This is a genomic window from Saccharopolyspora indica (assembly GCF_027853965.1).
Lineage (GTDB): Bacteria > Actinomycetota > Actinomycetes > Mycobacteriales > Pseudonocardiaceae > Saccharopolyspora > Saccharopolyspora indica.
In genome coordinates, this window is the sequence record NZ_JAQGLB010000016.1 from 115522 (window position 1) to 137418 (window position 21897).

A 21897-nucleotide genomic window follows, 5' to 3' on the forward strand; every position below is an offset into this window, starting at 1 on the left:
GGTCTTGCCATCGGGGGGCCGGTCGATAGCCTTGGCCGTGCTGGTGGTTCGCCTGCTCCCGGAGGTTCCGGAGGCGGGCGAGGCAAGAGGGAACCCGGTGCGAATCCGGGACTGCCCCGCAGCGGTGAGCGGGAACGACCGCCGTCATCGAGCACTGGGCCGGGAGGTCTGGGAAGCGACGGCCAGTAGGAGCCTCCGAGCCGGAGAACGCCCGCGAGTCCGAAGACCTGCCACCGGTGCGCTCGCCGACCCGGCGCGCGCGGTCCGAGGTCTCGCGGGAGGACCTGACCGACGAGCGGCCGCTGCCTGCCCGCTGGTCCGCACCCGCCCGACCTCGGCACACCTGATGTCGAGCTCGCGAGGTGAGGACTTGACCGGCAAGATCGGATCGACCGTACTCGGATATCCCCGGATCGGCCCGAGGCGAGAGCTGAAGCGGGCGCTGGAGAGCTACTGGGCGGGCCGCTCCAGCGAGGCGGAACTGCGGGAGACCGCCCGGGAACTGCGCGCAGGCACCTGGCGCGAGCTGCGCGAGGCGGGCCTGGACTCGGTGCCCGGCAACACCTTCTCCTACTACGACCAGGTGCTCGACACCGCCGTCACCTTCGGCGCGGTACCGCCGCGCTACGCGGCGCTGGGCCTCGGGCCGCTGGACACCTACTTCGCGCTGGCGCGCGGCGTGGAAGCGGTGCCGCCGCTGGAGATGACGAAGTGGTTCGACACCAACTACCACTACCTGGTGCCGGAGATCGGCCCGGACACCGAGTTCTCGCTGGCCGACCGCACGCCGGTCGAGCAGTACCGCGAGGCGCTGGAAGCCGGGGTGACCACGCGCCCGGTGCTGGTCGGACCGCTGACGTTCCTGCTGCTGGCCAAATCAGCGGAAGGCGCGCCGGAAACCTTCCAGCCGCTGGACAAGCTGCCCGAACTCCTGGCGGCGTACGCGGAACTGCTGCGCGAGCTGCACCGCGCCGGGGTCGAGTGGGTGCAGCTCGACGAGCCGGCGTTCGCCGCCGACCGCACGCCGGAGCAGCTGGCCGCGCTCGGCGACGCCTACCGGCAGCTGGGCGGGCTGGCCGCGCGGCCGAAGCTGCTGGTGGCGGGCTACTTCGGTGACTTCGGCGAGGCGGTGCGGGTGGTGGCGGGCACGCCGGTGGAAGCGCTCGGCGTCGACCTGGTGACCGAGCCGTCCACTGTGGATTCGCTGTCCGGCGTGCCGGGGCTGCGGGACAAGGCGCTGGTCGCCGGGCTCGTCGACGGGCGCAACATCTGGCGCACCGATCTCGACCGCGCGCTCACCGCGGCGGCCACCCTGCTCGGCCTGGCCGGCGAGGTCTCGGTGGGCACCTCGTGCTCGCTGCTGCACGTGCCCTACGACGTCGAGGCCGAGGACATCGACCCGCAGGTGAAGTCCTGGCTGGCCTTCGCCGCGCAGAAGGTCCGCGAGGTCGTCGTGCTCGGGCGGGCGCTGAAGGACGGCCGCGAGGCCGTGGCCGACGAGCTCGCCGCCGCGCGCGCAGCCATCGACGACCGGGCCGGTGCGACCCGCGTGCGCAACAACCGCGTCCGCGCGCGCCTGGAATCGCTGAAACCCGAGCACTCGCAGCGCGGCGACTACGCGAAACGCCGTGAAGCGCAGCGGAAATCGCTGCAGCTGCCGCCGCTGCCCACCACGACGATCGGCTCCTTCCCGCAGACCACCGACGTCCGCAAAGCGCGTGCGGCGTTCACGGCCGGGCGCATCGACCGCGCCACCTACCAGCAGCGGATGCGCGACGAGATCAAGCGCGTGATCGAGCTGCAGGAGCAGATCGGCCTCGACGTGCTGGTGCACGGCGAGCCGGAGCGCAACGACATGGTGCAGTACTTCTCCGAACACCTGGACGGCTTCATCAGCACCGCGAACGGCTGGGTGCAGTCCTACGGCTCCCGGTGCGTGCGGCCGCCGATCCTCTACGGCGACGTGTTCCGCCCGGAGCCGATGACGGTGGAGTGGGCGACCTACGCGCAGAAGCTCACGGCGAAACCGGTCAAGGGCATGCTCACCGGTCCGGTCACCATCCTGGCCTGGTCGTTCGTCCGCGACGACCAGCCGCTGGGCGAGACCGCGGCGCAGGTCGCGATGGCCATCCGCGACGAGGTCCAGGACCTGGAAGCGGCCGGGATCCGGGTGATCCAGGTGGACGAGCCCGCGCTGCGCGAACTGCTGCCGCTGCGCGCGGCCCAGCACGGGGCGTACCTGGCGTGGGCGGTGTCGGCGTTCCGGCTGGCCACCTCCGGCGTCGCCGACTCCACCCAGGTGCACACGCACCTGTGCTACTCGGAGTTCGGCGACGTGATCGACGCGATCGTCGCGCTCGACGCCGACGTCACCAGCATCGAAGCCGCCCGGTCGCGGATGGAGGTGCTGGACGACCTCAACGCGGTCGGCTTCGGCCGCGGCGTGGGGCCGGGCGTGTACGACATCCACTCGCCGCGCGTGCCGGACGCGGCCGAGGTGACCGACCTGCTGCGGGCGGCGCTGCGCTCGGTGCCCGCGGAGCGGATCTGGGTCAACCCGGACTGCGGCCTGAAGACCCGCGGCTACGCGGAGGTCGAACCGGCACTGAAGAACCTGGTCAGCGCAGCGGAAGCGGTCCGCCGCGAGCTGCCCTGACCACCAGGGTTGCGGGCGGTGCCGGTTCCCCACCACTCACAGCACCGCCCGCAACACCCTCGCCGTGATCCAGTTCACCCGGGAAAGGTGACGCGGGGTTGTCGCGAGCGATTGCGACAGTCGGCGCATGACGATCACTGATGCGGACTGCCTCGCCGAGACCGCGGCGTTCAACGAGCAGTTCGAGGCCGCTCGCGGTGAGCGGCCGGGTTCGCTGGAACTCCTGCGGCGCAACCGGCTCGGTGGCGACGCGCCGCCGGTGCGCCTGCCGCACGGGCGGGACCGCGTCGTCGCCGGTGTTCCGGTCCGGGTCTTCGTGCCGGACCACGTCGACGGCGTCTACCTGCACATCCACGGCGGAGGCTGGGTGCTGGGCGCTGCGGACGGGCAGGACGAGAAGCTGTGGCGGCTGGCCGTCGAGGCGCGGTTGGCCGTGGTGAGCGTGGAATACCGCTTGGCGCCGGAGAACCCGTTCCCGGCCGGGCCCGACGACTGCGAAGCCGTCGCCCGGTGGCTGGTGGACCACGCCGCCACCGAGTTCGGCACCCGGCGGCTGCTGATCGGCGGCGAATCGGCCGGAGCCCACCTGAGCGTCCTGACGCTGCTGCGCCTCCGCGACCGGCACGGGATCACCGGCGCGTTCCGGGCGGCTCAGCTGACCTTCGGTCCGTACGACCTGTCGATGACGCCGAGCCAGCGCTCCTTCGGTGCCCGGCAGCTGCTGAGCAACACGGAATCGTTGCGCCGCAGCTACGAGCGCTTCACGCCGGGACTGGGCGCGGAAGACCGCCGCGACCCGGAGATCTCCCCGCTGTTCGCCGACCTGACCGGACTGCCGCCCGCCCGGATCGTCGTCGGCACGGAGGATCCGCTGCTGGACGACTCGCTGTTCCTGGCGGCTCGGTGGCAGGCGCCCGTGCAGCTCGGCGTCGTCGCAGGCGCGATGCACGGCTTCACCCTGTTCCCGCTGACCATCACCGAGCGGGAGCGGCAGCGCGAGCGGGACTTCCTGGCCGGCGCGTGACGGTAGCGTCGAGCTCGTGAACCGGACTGCGCGGCTCTACGCGCTGGTGGAGGAGTTGCGCGCGGCGGCGCCGCGGCCGCTGACCGTCGCGGTGCTCGCAGCGCGGTTCGAGGTCAGCACCCGCACTGTGCAGCGCGATCTCCAGGCGTTGCTGGAGACCGGTGTCCCGGTGCGCACCACGTCCGGTCGGGGCGGGGGCTGGTCGATCGACCCGGCGATGACGCTTCCGCCGATCCGCTTCACCGCCGGTGAGGCCTCGGCGCTGGTCGCCGCGCTCGCGGTGGCCGATGCGCCCTACGCCGACGCGGCCCGCACGGCCGCCCAGAAGATCGCGGCCTCGATGACCGGGCCCGCGGCGGTCGCGGCGCAGGGCCTCGCCGAGCGGATCGTCGCGCTGCCGGACCGAACCGGGGGATCGGTCCGGGCCGCCGTGGAGCACGCCCTCGCCAGCGGCACGGTGCTGCTGCTGTCCTACGTCGACGAGGCGGGGCGGGCGAGCGACCGCGCGGTGGAACCGGCAGGGCTGCTCACCGCGGGCGGCAGCTGGTACCTCATCGCCTGGTGCCGCGAACGACGAGCCGGCCGAGGCTTCCGGCTGGACCGGATCGCGGCAGCGACCCCGACCGACGAGCAGTCCCCACCCCACGCCCTGGCCGACCTGCTGCACGGCTCGGCCGCCGCAGGCGCGGCGCGACCCACCGCACTCGCCCCCTTGGCGGCTCCGTCGTGAGAGGGGCGGTCAATTTCGTACGAAATTGACCATCACCCGGGTGAACGTCAATTTCGTACGAAATTGACGCGGCGCGACGGTTCGGCGCGAAATCGGCGTGGTGCGAAGGGGAATCCGGACCGCTCCTCGGTTCGGGCGATTGCTTCGGCAAGGACTTCGTTGATCGTTCGGGGAGGTTGAGCTGGGGAGACGTGTTTGCAGTTGACTTCCGGCTCAGGCAGGCAAGACTGGTGGTGTGGTCAAGACGCTGCACCCGCAGAACTACGCCGACGTCTACCACGTCGGCGACTACTTCCGGCAGGGCAACTCCGTGCTGATGGACCTGTCGGCCCTGCCGAACGCCGAGGCGAGACAGCTGGTCGACTTCGCGGCGGGCATGGTCGTGGCGCGGGAGGGCAGCATGGAGCGCGTCGCGTCGAAGGTCTTCCTCCTGACGCACCCGAAGGAGGAGTCAAAGCCCCGGTGAGATCGCCTGCCGGGCGGCGCCGACCAGCGCTTCGGCGGTGGTGCGGTCCAGTTCTCCGGTCAGCAGCCAGCGGTAGACCAGCGGTCCGAAGACCAGGTCGCGGATCGTTCCCGCGGTGAGGTCGTCCCGCAGGCCGCCCTGCTGCTGCCCGCGTTCCACCAGCTCGGTGATCGCGATGTCCCTGGGCTGCAGGTACTGCTCGTGCAGCAGCGCGGCCAGCTTCGCGCTGCGCCCGCCCTCGGCGTGCACGCCGAGCACGACGCGTCCGAGCGGCGCGGCGGCCAGCTGCGTCACGAAGTCGATCGCCATCGCGCACAGGTCGTCCACGGCGTTGCCGGTGTTCGGGGCTTCCAGCGGTCGCACCGCGTCGACGAGGGTGCCGACCACGAGGTCTTCCTTCGCGGGCCAGCGCCGGTACACCGTCGGGCGACCGACTCCGGCGCGGGTCGCCACCGCTTCGATCGTCAGCTCCGCGTAGCCGCGCTCGGCCAGCAGCTCGGCCGCGGCGGTCAGGATCGCGCGGTCGGTTTCCGCACGTCGCGGCCTTCCTCTGCTCGGCCTTCCCGGATCGCTCACCGGCCCAGTATATTTACGTTACGACTTGTAACGATAATGAGGAGTGCGCGATGGCAGTGCGCAGATCGGTGACCCTCGGCCTGTTCCTGGCCTGGCTGGCCAACGACGCCGAGGAGTGGTTCACCATGGCCCCCTGGACGCAGGCCAACCCCGACCGCACGCCGCCCTGGATGCGGGAGCCGATGTCGCAGGAGCACGCCAGGACGGCGATCTCGCTGATGGGCCTGGTCGTGCTCGCCGCATCGCTCCGAGGCGCGCAGACCGGCGGCAGGTCCCCGTTCTTCCAGAGCGCCCTGTTCGGCTTCGGCGTGCACGGCGCCGGCCACCTCGTGGCCACCGCGCTGCACGGCGGGTACACGCCCGGCGTGGCCACCGCGCCCACCGTGGTCATCCCGTACTCGCTGTGGGCCTGGCGCGAGCTCGGCCGGGCCGGCGTCCGGCGGGACGACTCCCGTTCCTGGCTGAGCGGCGTGCTGATGATCCCGGTATCGCTCGCGGCGGTGCACGGGGCCGCGCGGCTGATCACCCGGTGGCGGAAAACGGGTTGATCGGCTCGGCCCGCGGAGTAGAGTTCCCGGTCGCACTTCCGGACGAGGGGATTCCGTGGCAACTCCGGTCGATCCATCCAATGTGGACCAACTGCGCGCGTGGGACGGGAACCAGGGCGAGTTCTGGGCGTCCCGCGCCGACCGCTTCGACGAGGGCGTCGCCGCCTACCAGGACGCGCTCCTCGACGCCGCGCGGATCGACCGCGGCTCGAAGGTGCTGGACATCGGCTGCGGCAGCGGGCGGACGAGCAGGGACGCGGCCCGGCGCGCGGTCGGCGGTTCGGTGCTGGGCGTGGACCTGTCGTCGAGCATGATCGAGCTGGCTCGCGGGCTGGCCGCGCGCGAAGAGCTGCCCAACGCGGCGTTCGAGCAAGTCGACGCGCAGGTGCACGACTTCCCGGAGGCGCACTTCGACGTGGCGATCAGCCGGCACGGGGTGATGTTCTTCGGCGACCCGGTCGCGGCGTTCGGCAACATCGCACGAGCGGTGCGCCCCGGCGGTCGCCTCGCCCTGCTGACCTGGCAGCCGGCGGAGCGCATCGAGTGGATGACCGCGTTCCGCGCGCTGCTGGCCGCCGGCCGCGACCTGCCGGAGCCGCCGTCGACCGGCCCGGGCCCGCTCTCGCTGAGCGACCCCGACGTGATCCGGGAACTGCTGTCGGCCACCGGCTTCGACGACGTGCGGCTGCACGACCTCGCCGAACCGATGTACTTCGGCCGCGACGTGGACGACGCGTGCGACTTCATCACCGAGCAGCACGCCCGGCTGCTCGCCGACCTCGACGAGGACGAGAAGTCCCGCGCCATCGCCGACCTGCGCGCGGATCTGGCCGAGCACCGGACCGAGCGCGGCGTGCGCTACGACTCTGCGGCCTGGCTGATCGAAGCCCGCCGCGGCTGACCCGGCCGAGGCCCCGCGCGGGAGCGGGGCCTCGGCGGTGGTCCACTACGGACGAGCGTTGACGAACTCCGCGAGGTGCGCGGACTGCTCCAGGCGCGAGGGCTCGTGGACGTACATCATGTGCCCGGCCGGGTAGTAGCGGACGTCGATGTTCTCGCGCAGCTCCGCCGGGATCGGCAGCCGCGCCAGCACGTGCTCGGCCGCGAAGTACGGCGTCGCGCCGTCGGTGTAGCCGCAGCCGACGTGCAGGCGCAGGTGCGGGTTGGCCTGCATGGCCGCCCCGAGCTTGTCCACGACGGACACGCTCGCGCCCTCGAACTCCTTGTACGACCAGGGCTGCACCTTGCTGCTGATCATCTCGTAGGGCAGGTCGTTGGTGTAGTCGAGCTCTTCGCGCAGGTAGTGGTTGATCGACGCCGCGTAGGCCCCGAGGATCCCGGAGATGCTCGGGTCGTCGGTGAAGTGCTCGCCCGCCGCGTCGGGCTCCCAGCCGGTGAACCGGCCGTCCATCCGGCCCACGGTCTGCCGCCGGTCGCGCAGCAGCTCGGTGAAGAACCGGATGTGCTCGATGCGCAGGTTCGCGCGCTCCACGTAGTCCTCGGAGAGCCCGGCCAGCGCCGCGACCCGGCGCACCACGTCGGCCCGCTCCTCGTCGGACAGCCGCGCACCGCGGGCCAGCGCCCACGGGTAGTCCTTCGCGGCGAACTCCTCGGCCTCGTCGAGCACCTCGCGCAGCGGCCGGTCACCGTGCTTGCCGTGGTGGTGCGCGATCGCCGCGTAGGTCGGCAGGTAGAGCGCGTACGGCTGGTCGTTGCCGTCGGTGAACCGGACCGTGCCCAGGTCCAGCACCGAGGAGATCAGCAGCAGGCCGTTCGGGTAGAGCCCGTAGCGGGACTGCAGGTGCTCGGCCAGCGCCGCCGCGCGCAGCGTGCCGTAGGACTCGCCCGCCAGGTACTTCGGCGACATCCACCGGCCGTTGCGGGTGGTCCACAGCCGGATCACCTCGGCGATGGACTCGATGTCGCGCTTGTAGCCGTGGAAGTCGCCCGGCGTGCCGCCCTCGACGGCCCGCGAGTAGCCGGTGGACACCGGGTCGATGAACACCAGATCGCTGTGCGCCAGCAGGGTTTCCGGGTTGTCGGCCAGCCCGTAGGGCGGCGGGGCGAGGTCGCCCGCGTCCCCGGAGACGACGCGCCGCGGGCCGAGCAGCCCGAGGTGCAGCCACACGCTGGAGGATCCCGGGCCGCCGTTGAACGCGAAGGTCACCGGCCGGGTGGTGCCGGGCTCGGCGTCGGCGACGTAGGAGGTCACGAAGACCTCCGCCTTGGGCTTGAACCCGTCGAACTTGCCGTCGGTGTGCACCTCTTCGCGCAGCACGACGCGCCCGGTGGTGGCCGTGTAGGACAGCTCGCCGCCGGCCACGTCGATCGTGTGGTGCGTGCTGACCAGGTCGTCGACCGGCTCCGCCGGGGTGGTCGTTTCCTTGCTCTCGTCGGTCTTGTCCGCGCTGGCTGCCATGCCGACCACATTACGTGCCGCCGCAGCGGTTTTCTGAGACTTTTTAGAGGTGCCCACCACGCCCGCCAAGCTGATCGCCGACCCCGTCGGCGACCCGGCCACCGCCGCCCCGTCCGCCACCCGGCTGACCGAGCTGGACCAGCTGATCTCCCGTTGCACGGCCTGCCCGCGCCTGGTCGCCTGGCGCGAGGAGGTGGCCGAGGTCAAGCGCGCGGCGTTCCGCGACGAGGAGTACTGGGGCCGCCCGGTGCCCGGCTTCGGCCCACCGGACGCCGAGATCGGCATCGTCGGCCTGGCCCCGGCGGCGCACGGCGGCAACCGCACCGGCCGGATCTTCACCGGGGACCGCAGCGGCGACGTCCTGTTCCAGGCGCTCTACGACGTCGGCCTGGCCTCGCAGCCCGAGGCCCACCACCTGGACGACGGCCTGGAGCTCTTCCACACCCGGATCACGGCCCCGGTGCACTGCGCCCCACCGGCCAACAAGCCGACCCCGGCGGAGCGGGACACCTGCCGCCCGTGGCTGGTCCGCGAGCTGGACCTGCTCCGCCCGACGCTGCGAGTGGTGATCGTCCTCGGCGCCTTCGGTTGGCAAGCCCTCCTGCCGGTCCTGGCGGACGCGGTGTGGCAGGTCCCGCGCCCCCGTCCGAAGTTCGGCCACGAAGCCCACGCGGAACTGCGGGCGACCGACGGCGGAACGCCCCTCCACCTCCTCGGCTGCTACCACGTCAGCCAGCAGAACACCTTCACCGGCAAGCTGACGCCAGCGATGCTGCGCGGCGTGCTGGAACGGGCGAAGCGTCTGGCGGAAGTGCGCTGACTTGACTGTGAATGCAGTGTGACTGCAAAATGCATGCATGGCAGTGCTGACGATTCGAGATGTGCCGGAGGACGTCAAGGAGGCTCTCGCGCGTGACGCACGCGAGAGCGGGCAGTCTCTGCAGGCCTTCTTGCTGGGCGTCTTGCGGCGGCAGGCCGCGTTCAGCCGCAACCGGCAGCTTCTCTCCGAGATCGAACGCGATCTGGCCGAGGGCGGCGGAGCTGGAGATGATGCGCCCGATGCCGCTGCGCTCTTGGAGCAGGCCAGGCCCGAAGATCTGGACGGTGGTGTCGGACGTTCTGGGGCGGGTGGCGCGGCGTGATCGTGGTTGACGCCTCGGTGTTGGCGAACATGTTGCTCTACGCAGATGAACGCGGTCGCCGGGCGAGGGCGGTACTGGGGCGGGACGTGGAGTGGGCCGCCCCCGAGCACTGGAAGGCGGAAGTCTTCTCGGTGGTCCGTGGGCTCACACTGGGCAGCAAGATCAAAGAGGAGCAGGCGGTTCGAGCGGTTGATCGCCTGCCGCTGCTCGGTATCGAGCACGTCTCGCTCGACGAGCTGCTTCCGCGCATGTGGCAGCTTCGCTCCGCGATCAGTGGTTACGACGCCGCCTACGTGGCGTTGGCGGAGGTTCGCGGAATCCCGCTCGTGACCGCTGATGGTCGGCTTGCGCGCGCGGCGACGAGCTACTGCAGGGTGGAACTCGTCTCGCCTGGAGCATGACAACTCGTGCGGGAACCAAGCTCGATTTGGCGAACCGCAGGTGGGTCATTCACCGACCGTGCTTGGGTCTTTCACCTAAGACGATGGTGCCTTCGTGTCACGAGCCGCGGGTCGGCGAACGCCGAGTTGTCGATGACGACGTCCGTCTTCGGGAGCGGATCGACCTCCTGGAGGTAGATCCGCTCGGCCACCAGGTACCGGTTGCGGTGGATGGACTCCGCTTCCGAGCCCGCCCAGTCCTGGTCCCGCTCGCCGCCCCGCTGGACGGACAGCTCCGCGTCGACCTGCAGCCAGATCCGGAAGTCCCAGTACTCGTCGATCTCCGGGCGGAAGGCGAACACGCCGTCCACGATCAGCACCGAGTCGGCGTCGAGCGGCGCCGTCTCGGCCGAGTGGTCGCGCTGGGTCAGCGGGTCGATGCTGCACAGCGCGGCGGACGCGGCCTCCGGTGACCTGCACGGATCCAGCAGCAGGCGCTTGACCGACGCGTAGTCGTAGGCGTTGCGGTAGTAGCCCTCGCCGGACTCCCGGTCGTACAGGTGCCGGTCCCGCCACGGGTTCTTGAAGTCGTCGAGGGTCGCGCGGAGCACCGGTCGTCCCGCGGCGCTGATCCACGCGGCCAGCTCGTGCCCGAAGCTCGTCTTCCCGGCCGCTGTGAAGCCGTCGACCCCGACCAGCAGGCGCCCCGGTCCGAGCGCCAGCACGCGCTTCGCGATCTCCTCGACCAGCGCGCTGCGCTCGGCGGAAGCCGCCGGAGGGCAGGGCTGCCGCCAGGACGAAGCGGAGTGGTGCACGGGAGCGCTCATGGCGCCGAACCTATCCCAACGGCTCGTGAGGTCCGCCAGTCTCGAAGCGGCTGGCCGGGAAGGCTCCGGAGCTGCCGGATCAATCTTCTTCTTCGGGTACCGGTTCGGCGTAGAACATGAGGAAGAAGCACTTGGGGCAGCGGGCCGCGGTGATCGGAAGCTGCCGCCGCTTCCGGACCTTGACACCGCCGAACAGCGCCCGCTGCACTGGCCCCTCGACCCACAGCGCCTGGCTGTAGGAGCCTCCCGGTCTTTCCGCGAGGAAGCCCTGCTCCAGGTCGTCCGCTCCGCAGGACGGGCACGTCTGCTCCACCGTCATGGCAGGCAGGCTACTGGTCCGCTGGTGCAGCCGGGGACGAAACGCGAACGTCCGGCGGAATCACGCGGTCCCAAGAGGACTGTCGCGAAATTCGGGTGTGATCCCGCGGTCCGCCGATCATGCTGGCCGGATGGATCGCCACACCTTGAGCGCCCTGGCCCATGCGGATCACCCCATCGCCACTCCGATCAGCACGTCGAACATGGGTCGGTTGATCCAGCGGGCCGCGTGTTCACCGGACGCCCTCGTGCTCGACCTCGGGTGCGGCGCGGGGGAGTGGGTTCTTCGCGCTCTGCAAGAACATCCGACCGCCCGTGCCTTCGCCGTGGACATGTCGGAACCCGCGCTGCGGCGGGCGGAGGGCTCCGCTCGGGAACGTCGGCTCGGCGACCGGGTGACCTTCGTGCGCGGTGACGCGCAGGAGTACCGGCCGCCGCAGGCGTGCGATCTGGTGATGTGCGTCGGCTCGACGCACGTCTTCGGCGGCCTGGGGGAGACGGTGCAGGCCCTCGACGAGCAGGTCGCACCTGGTGGCGCGATGCTCGTCGGCGAGGGCTTCTGGGAACGGCCGCCGACCGCGGAGGCGCTGGAAGCCCTGGGTGCGGAGCCGGCGGACTTCCAGGACCTGGCGGGCACGGTGGAAACCGTGGAGAGGGCCGGGTGGGCACCGGTGTACGCGCACATCAGCGAGCTCGGCGAGTGGGACGACTACGAGTGGTCCTGGACCGGCTCGCTGACCCGCTGGGCGCTCGACAACCCCGACCACCCGGACGCGGAGGCCGCGATCGCGGCAGCGCGCGAGCACCGCACGGGCTGGCTGCGCGGATACCGCGGCGTGCTCGGCTTCGCCACCCTCCTGCTCCAGCGCCAGAACCCCCGCTGAACCGCAAAGAGGGTCGCCTCCGGTCCAGTCGGTCTCCGTGGTCAGCTCTGCCAGGCCTCGTCCGGGACCGGGGGCAGGGTTTCGCCGGTTTCCAGGAGGGTTTTCAGGTCGGAGAGCAGGTGGGGCCAGCCGGTGCTGACCATCTGGCGCATCGTGCTGCCGTCCGGGAAGTCGTCGTGGGTCACGGTGAGCTTGACGGTCTGCCCGTGCGGTTCGATCTCGAAGGTGACCTTCGACCTGCTCTCCGCGGCGAGCGCGGCGAGCGTGTCGTCGTCGATCCCGGCCGCCGCCGCCCACTCCGGGGTCGGGGTGTGCCAGGTGTAGGAGAGGCGGCGGGGCGGCTCGGACTCCAGCACGACCTGCTCCGGGTCGGCGATGCGGTGGCCGTTCTCCTCCCAGACCACGGGCGATCCCGGGCGCCAGTCGGTTTCGAAGGCGACTCCCCAGTAGCGGCGGGTGAACGCCGGGTCGGTGAGGGCCTGCCACAGCTGTTCCGGGGTGGTCTTGATGAAAGTGGTGTAGCTGAAAGCTGATTCGCTCATCGGTGCGGACTCCAATGCCTGCTTGAGGTCGGCCAGCGCCTCCGCGCGCCGCCGGTCGTAGCGGTGCATCCAGCGGTCGGCGATCGCGTTGATCGGTGCGGCGTTCAGGTAGTGCCACTTCTCGCGGCCGCGGCGAACGGTGGTGACCAGGTTCGCCTCCTCGAGGATCGCGAGGTGCTTGCTCACCGATTGCCGGGCCATGTCCAGTCCATCGCACAGCTCGCGCAGCCGCTGCCCGTTCCGGGCGTTGAGGCTGTCGAGGAGCCGGCGCCGGTTCGGGTCGGCCAACGCTCTGAATACTTCGTCCATAGCTCCTGCACGCCTTGAAATGCAGCCATCCGGCTGCCTGAAGAATAGGCAGCCAGAAGGCTGCACGTCAAACCGGGGGCTGCGAACGCCCATCGCGGGAAGGCCGGCGTCCCGGCCTCAGGTCGCGTAGCGCTCGGTGAGGTCGCGGCCGATCCTGGCGAGCTCGCGGCGAACGGAATCCGGTTCCAGCACCTCGACCGCGCTTCCCCAGCCGGCCAGCTGCTCGGCGAGGGACCGGGCGAGGTGCGCGGTCACCCGGGCCCGGACGTGCCCGGCGGTCCGCTCGACGACCTCGCAATGCCGCCCGAAGCGCTTGCGCAGCACCGGGAACAGCTCGGCATCGACCAGCACCACGGCCGAGACCAGCGAGCGCCGCTGCTCGACTTCCGCCGCGATCCGCGCCCACTCCGCGGCGAGGTCGAAGTCGGCGGGGCGCTCCGCGGGCTGCTCCGTGGTCGTGGCCGCTGCGATGCGGTCGACGCGGAACGTCCGCCGACCGGCGCCGGTGTCCGCGATCAGGTACCAGATCCCGTCCTTGTCGACCAGCCCCAGCGGGTCCACCAGCCGCTCCGCCGAGCCGCCGTAGGTCAGGCGGACCTTGAGCCTGCGCACCGTGGCGTTCTGGAGCGGCTCGACCAGTTCGGGCGGCTCCCGGCTCCGCTCGCCCCAGCGCGCCGGGTCCGACACCACGGCCGCCGCTGCGGCTTCGGCATCGGCGCGGAAGGTCGCGGGCAGGGCCCGGACGAGCTTGCGCAGCGCGGAGGTCAGCTCGGGCGCGGCGGAGCTCGCCGGGCCGAGGAGCACGAAGAGCGCTTGCGCCTCGGCCGCGTTCAGCCCGCTCAGGTCGGTGCGGGCACCACCGACCAGCGACCACCCGCCGCCGCGCCCCGGCTGCGGGTAGACCGGGATGCCCGCGGCCGACAGCGCTTCCAGATCACGGCGCGCGGTGGCCACCGAGACCTCCAGCTCATCGGCCAGGTCGGCAGCGGTCACCCGGCCGCGGGCCTGGAGCAGCAGCAGGGCGGCCACGAGGCGGTCAGCGCGCATGGGCCGATGTTCGCAGGAAAAGTGCTCATTCGGTGAGCACTTTGGCTGCCAGGCTCGGCCGGGAACCGCGAGAGAGGAACCGAGATGCTGCGAGGACTCACGACGACCTCCTTCTACTCCCCGGACCTGCCTGCGACGAAGCGCTGGTACACCGAGCTGTTCGGGATCCCGCCGTACATGGACACCCCGGGCTACCTGGAGTGGCGCATCGGCGACCACCAGCACGAGTTCGGCGTCATCGACAGCGCCTACGCCGGGAGCGAGCTGGCCCGGACGCCTTCGCCCGACGCCGTCGGCGGGCCGGCGGGTGCCGTGGCGTTCTGGCACGTGGACGACGTGCCCGCGGTCGTGGCGAAGCTGGTGGCGATGGGCGCGAAGGAGCACGACGCGCCGCGCGATCGCGGCGAAGGCTTCATCACCGCGACCGTGGTGGATCCGTGGGGCAACGTCCTGGGCGTGATGCACAACCCGCACTACCTGGCCGTTCTGGGCGAGAACCCGCCTGCGGGAAGGTGATCCGCGCCTGGTGGTTGTCGGGCCGGCGTGGGAGATTTCGCGGCATGACGGGATTCGATCCGAAGGCCGACCTGGTGCGCTACCTGAAAGCCGGTCGCGAAGCTCTGCTGTGGAAGCTCGACGGGCTCTCCGAGTACGACGTCCGCCGCCCGCTGACGCCGACGGGCACCAACCTGCTCGGCCTGGTCAAGCACGTCGCCAGCATGGAGGCCGGGTACTTCGGCGTCGTGTTCGACCGGCCGTTCCCGGAGCCGCTGCCCTGGCTGGACGAGGACGCCGAGCTCAACGCCGACATGTGGGCGACCGCCGACCAGTCGCGCGAGTGGGTCGTCGACTTCTACCACCGGGCGTGGGCGCACTCGGATGCCACGATCGACGCCCTGGACCTCGACGCGCCGGGCCGGGTGCCGTGGTGGCACTCCGACCGCGACGAGGTGACGTTGCACCGGATCCTGGTGCACGTGATCGCCGAGACCGACCGGCACGCCGGGCACGCCGACATCGTCCGCGAGCTCGTCGACGGCGAGGTCGGCATGACCAACGGCAACGACAACATGCCCCCGGCCGACGAGGCGTGGTGGGCGGACTACCGAGCCCGCCTGGAGCGCGTGGCGGCGGAGGCCTGACGCAGCGCTTCGGCAACACGCTGGAGTGAACTTCGCGCTGCAACGTCTTCGCAGGTGGATTGCGGGTTACCACCACCGGTAGCATCGTCGTCATGAGTGCGTTGCCGAACGACCCCGCAGGCGGTCATGAGCGGGGGAGGGATTTCACCGAGCGGTTGGCTCTGCTGCTGAGCCAGTACCGCGAATTCGACGAGCCCGCGCAGGACGATGCCGCGGCGGCTGGCAACGTGCGTTCGCTGGGGCGCGCGCGGAAGGTCAGCGTGTCGATGCCCGAGGAGCTGACCGCCGCGGTGCAACGCCGGGTGGGCCGGGGCGCGTTCAGCCAGTACGTGACGGATGCGGTGGCCAGGCAGCTCGAACTGGACCTGCTGGCCGAACTGTCCGGCCTGCTCGACGCGGAGCACGGTCCGGTTGCGGAGGAACTCCTGGCGGAGGCGCGGGCGGCATGGCCGGACACCGAGTAGCGGGCGGCGGCACGCTGGTGCTGGACAGCGAGGGGCTGTCGAAGCTCGCGAGCGGCGATGCGCGGGCCCGGTCGTACCTGGAGATCGCGCGGGTGCGCCGGGCCCGGGTGGTGGCGAGCGCGATCACGCTGACCGAAGTGCTGCGCGGCGGCGCCCGGGACGCGTTGGTGCACCGAGTGCTCTCACGCATCACGATCGTGCCCGTATCGGCCGAAATCGCCCGCACAGCTGGAGAACTCCTCGGCACCACGGGCCTGTCGGGCCATCGGTGCGCGATCGACGCGGTCGTCGCGGCGACGGCACTGGATCTCGCGCGCCCCGTGGTGATCCTGACCAGCGACCCGGACGACCTGAATCAACTGGTCGACGAACCAGAACGACCGAAGCCCGAACGAGTGGTGGTCCACCACGTCTAGCGGTGAGCTCTCTGAGCCAATGGGCGCGTGGGCGGTTGTGCCTATGCGGCGGCTCTCGGGTGCGGCTGTGCTAACCGGAGGCGAAGACTCGAGTCGTAGGAGTTGCTGGTGGGGAATTGTTCAGGTGCAGCTGGAGGGGCAACGGCACCGGATTTCGACGACCCGGCAGGGGCGGACCGTGTGCGCTTCGCGAATCCGCTGGCTGCGGTGGAACGCGATGAGGGGAGTCGAGATCACCTTTTCCCAGATTTGCCTTTGCGCGCTGAGGTCGTCTTCGAGGATCCATGTTGGTCGGTGGCCGTTCCCGGGCTCCCGGTAGCGGCCGACGGAGCCACGCTCGACGAGGCGCTCAGCGAGGCGATCGCGGCGTTGCGCGAATACGCGGACGACTGGCAGGAGCGTCTCCTCCACGCTCCGAACCATCAGGTGCACCGGGATTGCGTGCTGTTGGTGCGGCTCAGCGATGACGGGCAATTGCGCGATCGGCTGCTGGGGAAGGAGTGCGCTCTGGCTGATCGGGCGGGGTGAACGTCGGGTGAACGGATCCGGGGGGAACCGGACATATCCGATTGGGTTTGGGCATTGCGGCTCAAGATTCGGTAGGGTGGCTGGAACCAGCCCTCATGACACCTCGGTGGTGTCGTCGTGACGCCACCGCACACCACCCGTCCCGGGTGCGTACACACCGCGTTTGACCGCGCACTGCGCGTTGATCGTGATCGAAGCCACTCGCGACTGGCGTCACATTAAGGGGGGTCGGCGCAGCGCGAACACGGTCCGTGGTGCGACCATGTGAAGCATGGCTGGTAAATCCGATCCCACGCGGATTCTCATCCTCGGCGGCGGTTACGTCGGCATGTACACGGCACTTCAGCTGCAGAAGAAGCTGGGGCGCCGGGAAGCCTCCGTGACGGTCGTCGATCCTCAGCCGCACATGACCTACCAGCCCTTCCTCCCGGAAGCGGCAGCGGGCAACGTTGAGCCCCGCCACGTGGTAGCGCCACTGCGACGAGTGTTGAAGCGGTGCCACGTGGTCACCGCCGCTGTCACCGAGATCAATCACGACCAGAAGGTCGTCACGGTCGACAACCCGCAGACGGGTTCCGAGCAGATCGCCTACGACGTGCTCGTCGTGGCGCTGGGCTCGGTCTCCCGACTGCTGCCGATCCCCGGCCTCGCCGAGGAGGGCATCGGGCTCAAGACCGTTGGCGAAGCGACCTACCTGCGCAACCACGTGCTGGGCAAGATGGACGCCGCGGCCAACACCGACGACGAGGAGCTGCGCAAGCGGCTGCTGACCTTCACCTTCGTCGGCGGTGGCTTCGCGGGCGTCGAGGCGCTGGCGGAGCTGGAGGACATGGCCCGCTTCGCGACGCGCTACTACGACAACATCAAGGCCGACGACATGTCCTGGGTGCTCGTCGAGGCCGCTGGCCGGGTGATGCCCGAGGTCAGCGAGAAGATGGGCGTCTACGTCGTCAACGCCCTCGAAGAGCGCGGCATCAAGGTCTACCTGAACACCTTCCTGAAGTCGGTGGAGGGCGGCCACGCGGTGCTGTCCGACGGCACCGAGTTCGACACCGACACGCTGGTGTGGAACGCGGGCGTCAAGGCCAACCCGGTGCTGAAGAACAGCGACCTCCCGCTCGACGAGCGCGGCCGGGTCAAGGCCAGCGCGCACCTGCAGGTCGAGGGCCTGCCGGGCGTCTGGGCCGCTGGTGACTGTGCCGCGGTGCCGGACCTGTCGAAGACCGACGAGAACCCCGGCGCGACCTGCGCCCCGTCGGCTCAGCACGCGGTGCGGCAGGCCAACCAGCTGGCGAAGAACGTGCTGTCCTCGCTGCGCGGCAAGAAGACCAGCGAGTACCGGCACGCCTACGCCGGTTCGGTCGCGGGCATGGGGCTGTACAAGGGCGTCGCCGACGTCTACGGCTTCAAGGCCAAGGGCTTCGTGGCGTGGTTCATGCACCGCTCGTACCACGTGAGCCGGATGCCCACGTTCAACCGCAAGCTGCGCATCATCATCGACTGGACGCTGGCCTTCCTGTTCAAGCGGGAAGTGGTGTCCATGGGTCAGATCGAGAACCCGCGCGCCGCCTTCGAGCGGGCCGCGGAGAGCTGAAAGCCTGTTGGTGGTTGCGTTGCTCAGGTGGTCGCTTGGCGGAACCTGAGTGCTTCCCTGGACTGCGGGTGCCCCTCCTGATGTATGACCGAATACACGGCGGAGGGGCCGTCCTCGCCAGGAAACACTCAGAACCCGCGGGTGGTCAACCTGCGTAAGTGGTCCAAGCGGCTGCCGCCGCTTACAAGGCGAGGACGGCTTCGCCGACAGGCCTGATCGGCCGGGAGCAACAGCGACGAAGCCGCGTGTCGCAGCCGGCACGCGGCTTTCTTGCACTGTTGTTCTGCTCCGTGCGGGCTACTTGTTGATCAGATAGTCTTGACAGCCCGTAGCGAGTAATCGAAGACTGTGCCTAGGTGTTCACCTGAATGGGTGCGTCATGCGGGGGAAGGGGTGAATCCCTTGACGCTGAAGGAACTGGCTGCGCTGCTGCGCAGCGGCGCGGTCGAGGAAGGTCCGCTCGCCGATTTCGCGGCCGACTACCGCGAGGCGGCCAAGGTCTTCCGGAAGAAGGACGACTGACGATGGCATCGGCCGAGGGGCAGCCCACCGACGCCGGGGGCTTCTCCGAGCCGTCGCTGCGCCCCACGCCGATGCTGCTCCAGGGGCAGGACTACTTCTTCCGCGCCCCCGACACCCCGCTGGACTTCCAGGAGCGGATGTTCGGCGCGGACATGGTCGTCGACGAACCGGGCGATCCGGTTCCGTGCGTGCTGGTGCTGGCCCGCGCCGCCGACATGGAGATGAACCAGCTCTCCCTGGCGCTCGCCGAGCACGACATCCGCATGGTCCGCATCGACGCCGACCGCTGCCTGGACCTGCCGCTCACCATCTACACCGACACGCCGCTGATCGAGTTCCAGCGCTGGCTGCTGCGCCCGCTGCTGGTCTGGCGGCGGCACTTCGACATCGACGCGGTGCCCGCCGACCCGACCACCGTGCACGGCGCCTACGTCCGCGAGCAGTGGCGGGCGGTGGCCAACTGGCTGTCCTGCCGCGACGACTGGGACCGGGTCAACTCGGTGCGCGTCAGCGAGCACCTCGACCGGCTGACCCAGCTGCAGGACGCGGCCGCGGTCGGCCTGCGGGTGCCGCGCACCGCGGTGACCACGATGCCCGGCCGCAGTCGCCCCGGCGGTGGCCGCTGCATCGTCAAGACGGCAGGCCACCACCTGCTCGAACCCGAGCCCGGCGCGCTGCGCGGGCTGTTCCCGCAGCCGCTGGACATCCGCCGCTCCGGTGAGACCCGCGAACCGGCTCCGGTGCTGGTGCAGCAGTACGTCGAGGCGGACCGCGAGCTGCGCGTGTTCGTGGTCGGCGACCGCACGATCGGCTTCGAGGTGCAGAAGCTGGACCCGGCGCAGCTGTGGGTCGACCCGGACTCGGTGGTGGTCGAACCGGCGGAGGTCCCCGAGCAGCTGTCCGAGCGCCTGCTGGAGCTGTGCCGGAACTGGGGTCTGGGCGTGGCGGGCTTCGACCTGCTGGGCGTCGGCGACGACTGGGTGTTCCTGGAGGTCAACGTCAACTGCGACTGGCGCTGGTTCGAGCACCGGGCGGAGTCGACCGCGGTCTCCACCGCCGTCCACGACTGGATCAGAACCCGCTTCCAGGAGCTCCTGGAAGCGGCGCCCGGAGGGTGGGGCCGTTGGTGAACCAACCGGCCAGGTGCGAATTACCGGAACCGGGAACCGATCCGGGCGCTCCTGCGTCGTAGTGGTGCGGTCGGCTCCGCGCCGGCCACCGGCCCCCGTAGCCCAACTGGCAGAGGCAGACGACTTAAAATCGTCCAAGTGTCGGTTCGAACCCGACCGGGGGCACTCATCAGCGCAGGTCGCGGTCTTGCGGCCAGCTGGCTCGGCACGCCCGATCGGGCGGCCCTTCTTCGCGGTGTTGATCCGATCCGCTGAACCCGCTGCCCACTGGGGGTGCTTTGTTCGGTTGGAACTGCAGCAGAACTTCGTGCGCGGTAGGCAGTTCGGTGAATAGCTCGCGATACCCGCTCGGCCCGGACCGGGTGGGCGAGGAGGGTTCGCATGGACGTCGCCATGTCGGTTGCCGATCGAGAGGACTTCCTCGCCGAGCCGTGGATCGGGGTGCTCGCGGTTCGCGACTCGCGCGGTGACCGCGCTCCGCTGCAGGTCCCGGTTTGGTACGACTACCGGCCCGGCGGCGATGTCGTGGTGGTCATGGGGCAGTCCAGCTTGAAAGCCCGCCTCATCCGCGAGTCGGGGCGATTCACCTTGTGCGCGCAGGATCCGGTGATGCCGCCGCGGTACGTGAGCGTGGAGGGGCCGGTGATCGCCATCGACGAGCCGATGGATCCCGCGGTTTTCGAGGCGATGGCGCATCGCTATCTCGAACCGGAGGAAGCGGAGAGCTGCCTGAAGCGCAATCGAATGCTTTCGGAGGAGCAGATCGCCGTCCGGATGCGGCCCGAGCACTGGTGGACCACCGACTACCGCAAGATCGGCTGACCGCGTGCCGGTACCCGGAATTCGAGTCGGTCGTTTGTGGACACTCGTCCGGTGGAACGGTGGACTCGGTCGGGTAGCGTGGAGTTTCTCCCGTGGTTCAACGGATTCTCGTTCACTAGCTTCGGGGAATGGTCACGCGCCATCCCGGGGCGCACCACTTCGCGAGGCACTCGGGCGCGATCACCGCGTTGACGTGCGCAGCGGTCGGTCCCAGAGGTTCGTGATCCCCGGTGTCGCGGGACCGAGGGGATCCGACGGCCACCGGCTCCACCCGGTCCGCCGGTGCCGAGTCCGAGGAGAGGAGCCGAAGTGAAGATCGAGAAGTGGGTCATCCGGGAGCACGTCGAGGGCGTGCCGGACGCGGACCGGATCTACGAGAAGGTGGTGGAGGACGTCGAGGTGGATCTCGCCGATGACGAGATGCTGCTCGAGGTCCGCTACCTCTCCCTCGAACCGCACCTGCAGGGCATCACGTTGAACATGCAGATCGGCGAGCCCGCGGGCGCGGATTCGATCATGGAGGTCGTGCAGGCCGGTCCGCGTGCGCGGTTCGAGGTGGGCGATCTGGTGGAGGGCTGGGGCGGCTGGCGGACGCACCTGGTCAGCACCGGCGCAGGCGGGCGGCTGTGGGAGGGCAGGTTCCCGCTGGTCGTCCCGCCCTTCCGCAAGCTGGACCCGCAGAACTACGACGACGCGCTCCCGCTCTCGACGGCGTTGGGGGTCATGGGCAGCACCGGCATGACCGCGTGGGGCACCATGACGAAGTTCCTGGCGGTGGAGCCCGGTGACACGATGCTGATCAGCGGTGCCTCCGGCAGCCTCGGGTCGCTGGTCGGCCAGCTCGCCAAGCGCGCCGGGGCCCGCGTCGTCGGCACGACGACCTCGCCGGGGAAGAAGACCTACATGCGCGAGCTCGGTTTCGACGAGGTGCTCGTGTACCGGCACGGTGATCCCGTGGACGAGGTGCGCGCCGCGCTCCGGGCGGCGGCACCTGACGGCATCGACAAGTACTTCGACAACCTCGGCGGGGCCATCACCGATGCCGTGTTCACCTGGCTCAACAAGCACAGCCAGGTCGCGGTGTGCTGGCAGTGGGGGAACCAGATCTGCGGCGACGAGGTCGGGCCGCGCCTGCTGCAGCACATCATGTACCCGCAGACCACCATCCGCGGCATCTACGTCATCGAGTGGTTCACCGAGTCGAACTGGAACGCCCTGCACGAGGAGCTCGGCGGCCTGATCCGGCGCGGGGAGATCCGCTACGACCAGACGATCTACCACGGCATCGACGCGATTCCGGCCGCCTACCAGAGCGTTTTCACCAGCGGCTCGGCCAACCGCGGGAAGGTGCTGGTGGAGCTCTGAAGCGCGCAGAGCTCCGCTGGATCGCGCTCCGGCGGAGCTCCCGGGC

Annotated in this window: 25 protein-coding genes, 1 tRNA gene and 1 riboswitch; of the genes, 20 read left to right on the plus strand and 6 right to left on the minus strand. The window is 70.3% G+C overall.

Going from position 1 to position 21897, the window contains the following annotated elements:
* Window positions 1-27 precede the first annotated feature (27 nt).
* Window positions 28-249: riboswitch (cobalamin riboswitch) on the plus strand.
* 121 nt (window positions 250-370) lie between these two features.
* From metE to OU416_RS28775, 4 genes are all read left to right on the plus strand, one after another.
* Entirely contained in the window at window positions 371-2656 is a 2286-nt protein-coding gene (gene metE / locus OU416_RS28760) for a 5-methyltetrahydropteroyltriglutamate--homocysteine S-methyltransferase (protein WP_270930163.1), read from the plus strand.
* A 127-nt stretch (window positions 2657-2783) separates the two neighbouring features.
* Window positions 2784-3680 (plus strand): alpha/beta hydrolase, encoded by an 897-nt coding sequence (locus OU416_RS28765; RefSeq protein WP_270930164.1) that lies wholly within the window; start codon window positions 2784-2786, stop codon window positions 3678-3680.
* A 16-nt stretch (window positions 3681-3696) separates the two neighbouring features.
* Complete coding sequence (locus tag OU416_RS28770; RefSeq protein ID WP_270930165.1) at window positions 3697-4410, plus strand: helix-turn-helix transcriptional regulator; 714 nt, start codon at window positions 3697-3699, stop codon at window positions 4408-4410.
* A 235-nt stretch (window positions 4411-4645) separates the two neighbouring features.
* A complete protein-coding gene (locus tag OU416_RS28775) occupies window positions 4646-4876 on the plus strand; it encodes a cell division protein SepF (protein ID WP_270930166.1) in 231 nt (76 codons plus the stop codon).
* Here OU416_RS28775 and OU416_RS28780 read toward each other — a convergent pair.
* Entirely contained in the window at window positions 4862-5452 is a 591-nt protein-coding gene (locus OU416_RS28780; RefSeq protein ID WP_270930167.1) for a TetR/AcrR family transcriptional regulator, read from the minus strand. The genes OU416_RS28775 and OU416_RS28780 overlap by 15 nt on opposite strands.
* 50 nt (window positions 5453-5502) lie before the next feature.
* Between OU416_RS28780 and OU416_RS28785 the strand changes: the two genes are divergently transcribed.
* Together OU416_RS28785 and OU416_RS28790 are read left to right on the plus strand one after the other, a co-directional pair.
* The gene (locus OU416_RS28785; RefSeq protein ID WP_270930168.1) at window positions 5503-6000 is read left to right on the plus strand and encodes an HXXEE domain-containing protein; all 498 of its coding nucleotides are present in this window, start codon (window positions 5503-5505) and stop codon (window positions 5998-6000) included.
* Between the two features lie 82 nt (window positions 6001-6082).
* The gene (locus OU416_RS28790) at window positions 6083-6901 is read left to right on the plus strand and encodes a class I SAM-dependent methyltransferase (protein ID WP_270930169.1); all 819 of its coding nucleotides are present in this window, start codon (window positions 6083-6085) and stop codon (window positions 6899-6901) included.
* A 45-nt stretch (window positions 6902-6946) separates the two neighbouring features.
* On the opposite strand, the gene OU416_RS28795 is transcribed toward OU416_RS28790, so the two are convergent.
* Window positions 6947-8419: a S10 family peptidase gene (locus OU416_RS28795; RefSeq protein ID WP_270930170.1), complete on the minus strand. Its 1473-nt coding sequence runs from the start codon at window positions 8417-8419 to the stop codon at window positions 6947-6949.
* Window positions 8420-8492: 73 nt separating this feature from the next.
* On the opposite strand from OU416_RS28795, the gene OU416_RS28800 reads away from it, so the two are divergent.
* Genes OU416_RS28800 through OU416_RS28810 form a run of 3 tightly spaced genes read left to right on the plus strand, consistent with a single transcriptional unit; the run spans window position 8493 to window position 9962 of the window.
* Window positions 8493-9239: a uracil-DNA glycosylase gene (locus OU416_RS28800; protein WP_270930257.1), complete on the plus strand. Its 747-nt coding sequence runs from the start codon at window positions 8493-8495 to the stop codon at window positions 9237-9239.
* A 37-nt stretch (window positions 9240-9276) separates the two neighbouring features.
* A complete protein-coding gene (locus tag OU416_RS28805; RefSeq protein WP_093152675.1) occupies window positions 9277-9561 on the plus strand; it encodes a FitA-like ribbon-helix-helix domain-containing protein in 285 nt (94 codons plus the stop codon).
* Window positions 9558-9962: a type II toxin-antitoxin system VapC family toxin gene (locus OU416_RS28810; protein WP_270930171.1), complete on the plus strand. Its 405-nt coding sequence runs from the start codon at window positions 9558-9560 to the stop codon at window positions 9960-9962. Before OU416_RS28805 ends, OU416_RS28810 begins: the two co-directional genes overlap by 4 nt.
* 71 nt (window positions 9963-10033) lie before the next feature.
* Here OU416_RS28810 and OU416_RS28815 read toward each other — a convergent pair whose 3' ends face one another.
* Window positions 10034-10768, minus strand: coding sequence for a nucleoside/nucleotide kinase family protein (locus tag OU416_RS28815; RefSeq protein ID WP_270930172.1), 735 nt, complete (start codon window positions 10766-10768; stop codon window positions 10034-10036).
* 79 nt (window positions 10769-10847) lie between these two features.
* Window positions 10848-11087, minus strand: a complete 240-nt coding sequence (locus OU416_RS28820; RefSeq protein ID WP_270930173.1) for a hypothetical protein — start codon at window positions 11085-11087, stop codon at window positions 10848-10850.
* Between the two features lie 202 nt (window positions 11088-11289).
* Between OU416_RS28820 and OU416_RS28825 the strand changes: the two genes are divergently transcribed.
* Entirely contained in the window at window positions 11290-11970 is a 681-nt protein-coding gene (locus OU416_RS28825; RefSeq protein ID WP_270930174.1) for an SAM-dependent methyltransferase, read from the plus strand.
* A 41-nt stretch (window positions 11971-12011) separates the two neighbouring features.
* Here OU416_RS28825 and OU416_RS28830 read toward each other — a convergent pair whose 3' ends face one another.
* Together OU416_RS28830 and OU416_RS28835 are read right to left on the minus strand one after the other, a co-directional pair.
* Complete coding sequence (locus tag OU416_RS28830) at window positions 12012-12821, minus strand: ArsR/SmtB family transcription factor (RefSeq protein ID WP_270930175.1); 810 nt, start codon at window positions 12819-12821, stop codon at window positions 12012-12014.
* A gap of 117 nt (window positions 12822-12938) precedes the next feature.
* Window positions 12939-13868 (minus strand): helix-turn-helix transcriptional regulator, encoded by a 930-nt coding sequence (locus OU416_RS28835; protein ID WP_270930176.1) that lies wholly within the window; start codon window positions 13866-13868, stop codon window positions 12939-12941.
* Between the two features lie 84 nt (window positions 13869-13952).
* Between OU416_RS28835 and OU416_RS28840 the strand changes: the two genes are divergently transcribed.
* The 10 genes from OU416_RS28840 to OU416_RS28885 all read left to right on the plus strand — a co-directional run bounded on the left by OU416_RS28840 (window position 13953) and on the right by OU416_RS28885 (window position 21851).
* A complete protein-coding gene (locus OU416_RS28840; protein ID WP_270930177.1) occupies window positions 13953-14384 on the plus strand; it encodes a VOC family protein in 432 nt (143 codons plus the stop codon).
* Window positions 14385-14428: 44 nt separating this feature from the next.
* Window positions 14429-15010, plus strand: a complete 582-nt coding sequence (locus OU416_RS28845; protein ID WP_270930178.1) for a DinB family protein — start codon at window positions 14429-14431, stop codon at window positions 15008-15010.
* A gap of 92 nt (window positions 15011-15102) precedes the next feature.
* Window positions 15103-15474, plus strand: coding sequence for a hypothetical protein (locus tag OU416_RS28850; RefSeq protein ID WP_270930179.1), 372 nt, complete (start codon window positions 15103-15105; stop codon window positions 15472-15474).
* A gap of 17 nt (window positions 15475-15491) precedes the next feature.
* On the plus strand, window positions 15492-15890 hold the full coding sequence (locus OU416_RS28855; RefSeq protein ID WP_270930180.1) for a type II toxin-antitoxin system VapC family toxin: 399 nt from the start codon (window positions 15492-15494) through the stop codon (window positions 15888-15890).
* Between the two features lie 207 nt (window positions 15891-16097).
* Window positions 16098-16418 (plus strand): hypothetical protein, encoded by a 321-nt coding sequence (locus OU416_RS28860; protein WP_270930181.1) that lies wholly within the window; start codon window positions 16098-16100, stop codon window positions 16416-16418.
* 271 nt (window positions 16419-16689) lie between these two features.
* Entirely contained in the window at window positions 16690-18012 is a 1323-nt protein-coding gene (locus OU416_RS28865) for an NAD(P)/FAD-dependent oxidoreductase (protein WP_270930182.1), read from the plus strand.
* 524 nt (window positions 18013-18536) lie between these two features.
* On the plus strand, window positions 18537-19664 hold the full coding sequence (locus OU416_RS28870) for an ATP-grasp domain-containing protein (protein WP_270930183.1): 1128 nt from the start codon (window positions 18537-18539) through the stop codon (window positions 19662-19664).
* A 91-nt stretch (window positions 19665-19755) separates the two neighbouring features.
* Window positions 19756-19829: transfer RNA gene (locus OU416_RS28875), tRNA-Leu, on the plus strand.
* A gap of 216 nt (window positions 19830-20045) precedes the next feature.
* A complete protein-coding gene (locus OU416_RS28880) occupies window positions 20046-20486 on the plus strand; it encodes a pyridoxamine 5'-phosphate oxidase family protein (RefSeq protein ID WP_270930184.1) in 441 nt (146 codons plus the stop codon).
* A gap of 309 nt (window positions 20487-20795) precedes the next feature.
* Window positions 20796-21851 (plus strand): MDR family NADP-dependent oxidoreductase, encoded by a 1056-nt coding sequence (locus OU416_RS28885; RefSeq protein ID WP_270930185.1) that lies wholly within the window; start codon window positions 20796-20798, stop codon window positions 21849-21851.
* Window positions 21852-21897 lie beyond the last annotated feature (46 nt).

What these genes read in the sequence shown, in the direction of transcription:
- OU416_RS28765 (WP_270930164.1), top strand. Translation starts at nt 2,784, where the DNA reads ATGACGATCACTGATGCGGACTGCCTCGCCGAGACCGCGGCGTTCAAC.
- OU416_RS28785 (WP_270930168.1), top strand. Translation starts at nt 5,503, where the DNA reads ATGGCAGTGCGCAGATCGGTGACCCTCGGCCTGTTCCTGGCCTGGCTG.
- OU416_RS28795 (WP_270930170.1), bottom strand. Translation starts at nt 8,419, where the DNA reads ATGGCAGCCAGCGCGGACAAGACCGACGAGAGCAAGGAAACGACCACC.
- OU416_RS28805 (WP_093152675.1), top strand. Translation starts at nt 9,277, where the DNA reads ATGGCAGTGCTGACGATTCGAGATGTGCCGGAGGACGTCAAGGAGGCT.
- OU416_RS28815 (WP_270930172.1), bottom strand. Translation starts at nt 10,768, where the DNA reads ATGAGCGCTCCCGTGCACCACTCCGCTTCGTCCTGGCGGCAGCCCTGC.
- OU416_RS28820 (WP_270930173.1), bottom strand. Translation starts at nt 11,087, where the DNA reads ATGACGGTGGAGCAGACGTGCCCGTCCTGCGGAGCGGACGACCTGGAG.
- OU416_RS28825 (WP_270930174.1), top strand. Translation starts at nt 11,290, where the DNA reads ATGGGTCGGTTGATCCAGCGGGCCGCGTGTTCACCGGACGCCCTCGTG.
- OU416_RS28830 (WP_270930175.1), bottom strand. Translation starts at nt 12,821, where the DNA reads ATGGACGAAGTATTCAGAGCGTTGGCCGACCCGAACCGGCGCCGGCTC.
- OU416_RS28835 (WP_270930176.1), bottom strand. Translation starts at nt 13,868, where the DNA reads ATGCGCGCTGACCGCCTCGTGGCCGCCCTGCTGCTGCTCCAGGCCCGC.
- OU416_RS28840 (WP_270930177.1), top strand. Translation starts at nt 13,953, where the DNA reads ATGCTGCGAGGACTCACGACGACCTCCTTCTACTCCCCGGACCTGCCT.
- OU416_RS28845 (WP_270930178.1), top strand. Translation starts at nt 14,429, where the DNA reads ATGACGGGATTCGATCCGAAGGCCGACCTGGTGCGCTACCTGAAAGCC.
- OU416_RS28850 (WP_270930179.1), top strand. Translation starts at nt 15,103, where the DNA reads ATGAGTGCGTTGCCGAACGACCCCGCAGGCGGTCATGAGCGGGGGAGG.
- OU416_RS28865 (WP_270930182.1), top strand. Translation starts at nt 16,690, where the DNA reads ATGGCTGGTAAATCCGATCCCACGCGGATTCTCATCCTCGGCGGCGGT.
- OU416_RS28870 (WP_270930183.1), top strand. Translation starts at nt 18,537, where the DNA reads ATGGCATCGGCCGAGGGGCAGCCCACCGACGCCGGGGGCTTCTCCGAG.
- OU416_RS28880 (WP_270930184.1), top strand. Translation starts at nt 20,046, where the DNA reads ATGGACGTCGCCATGTCGGTTGCCGATCGAGAGGACTTCCTCGCCGAG.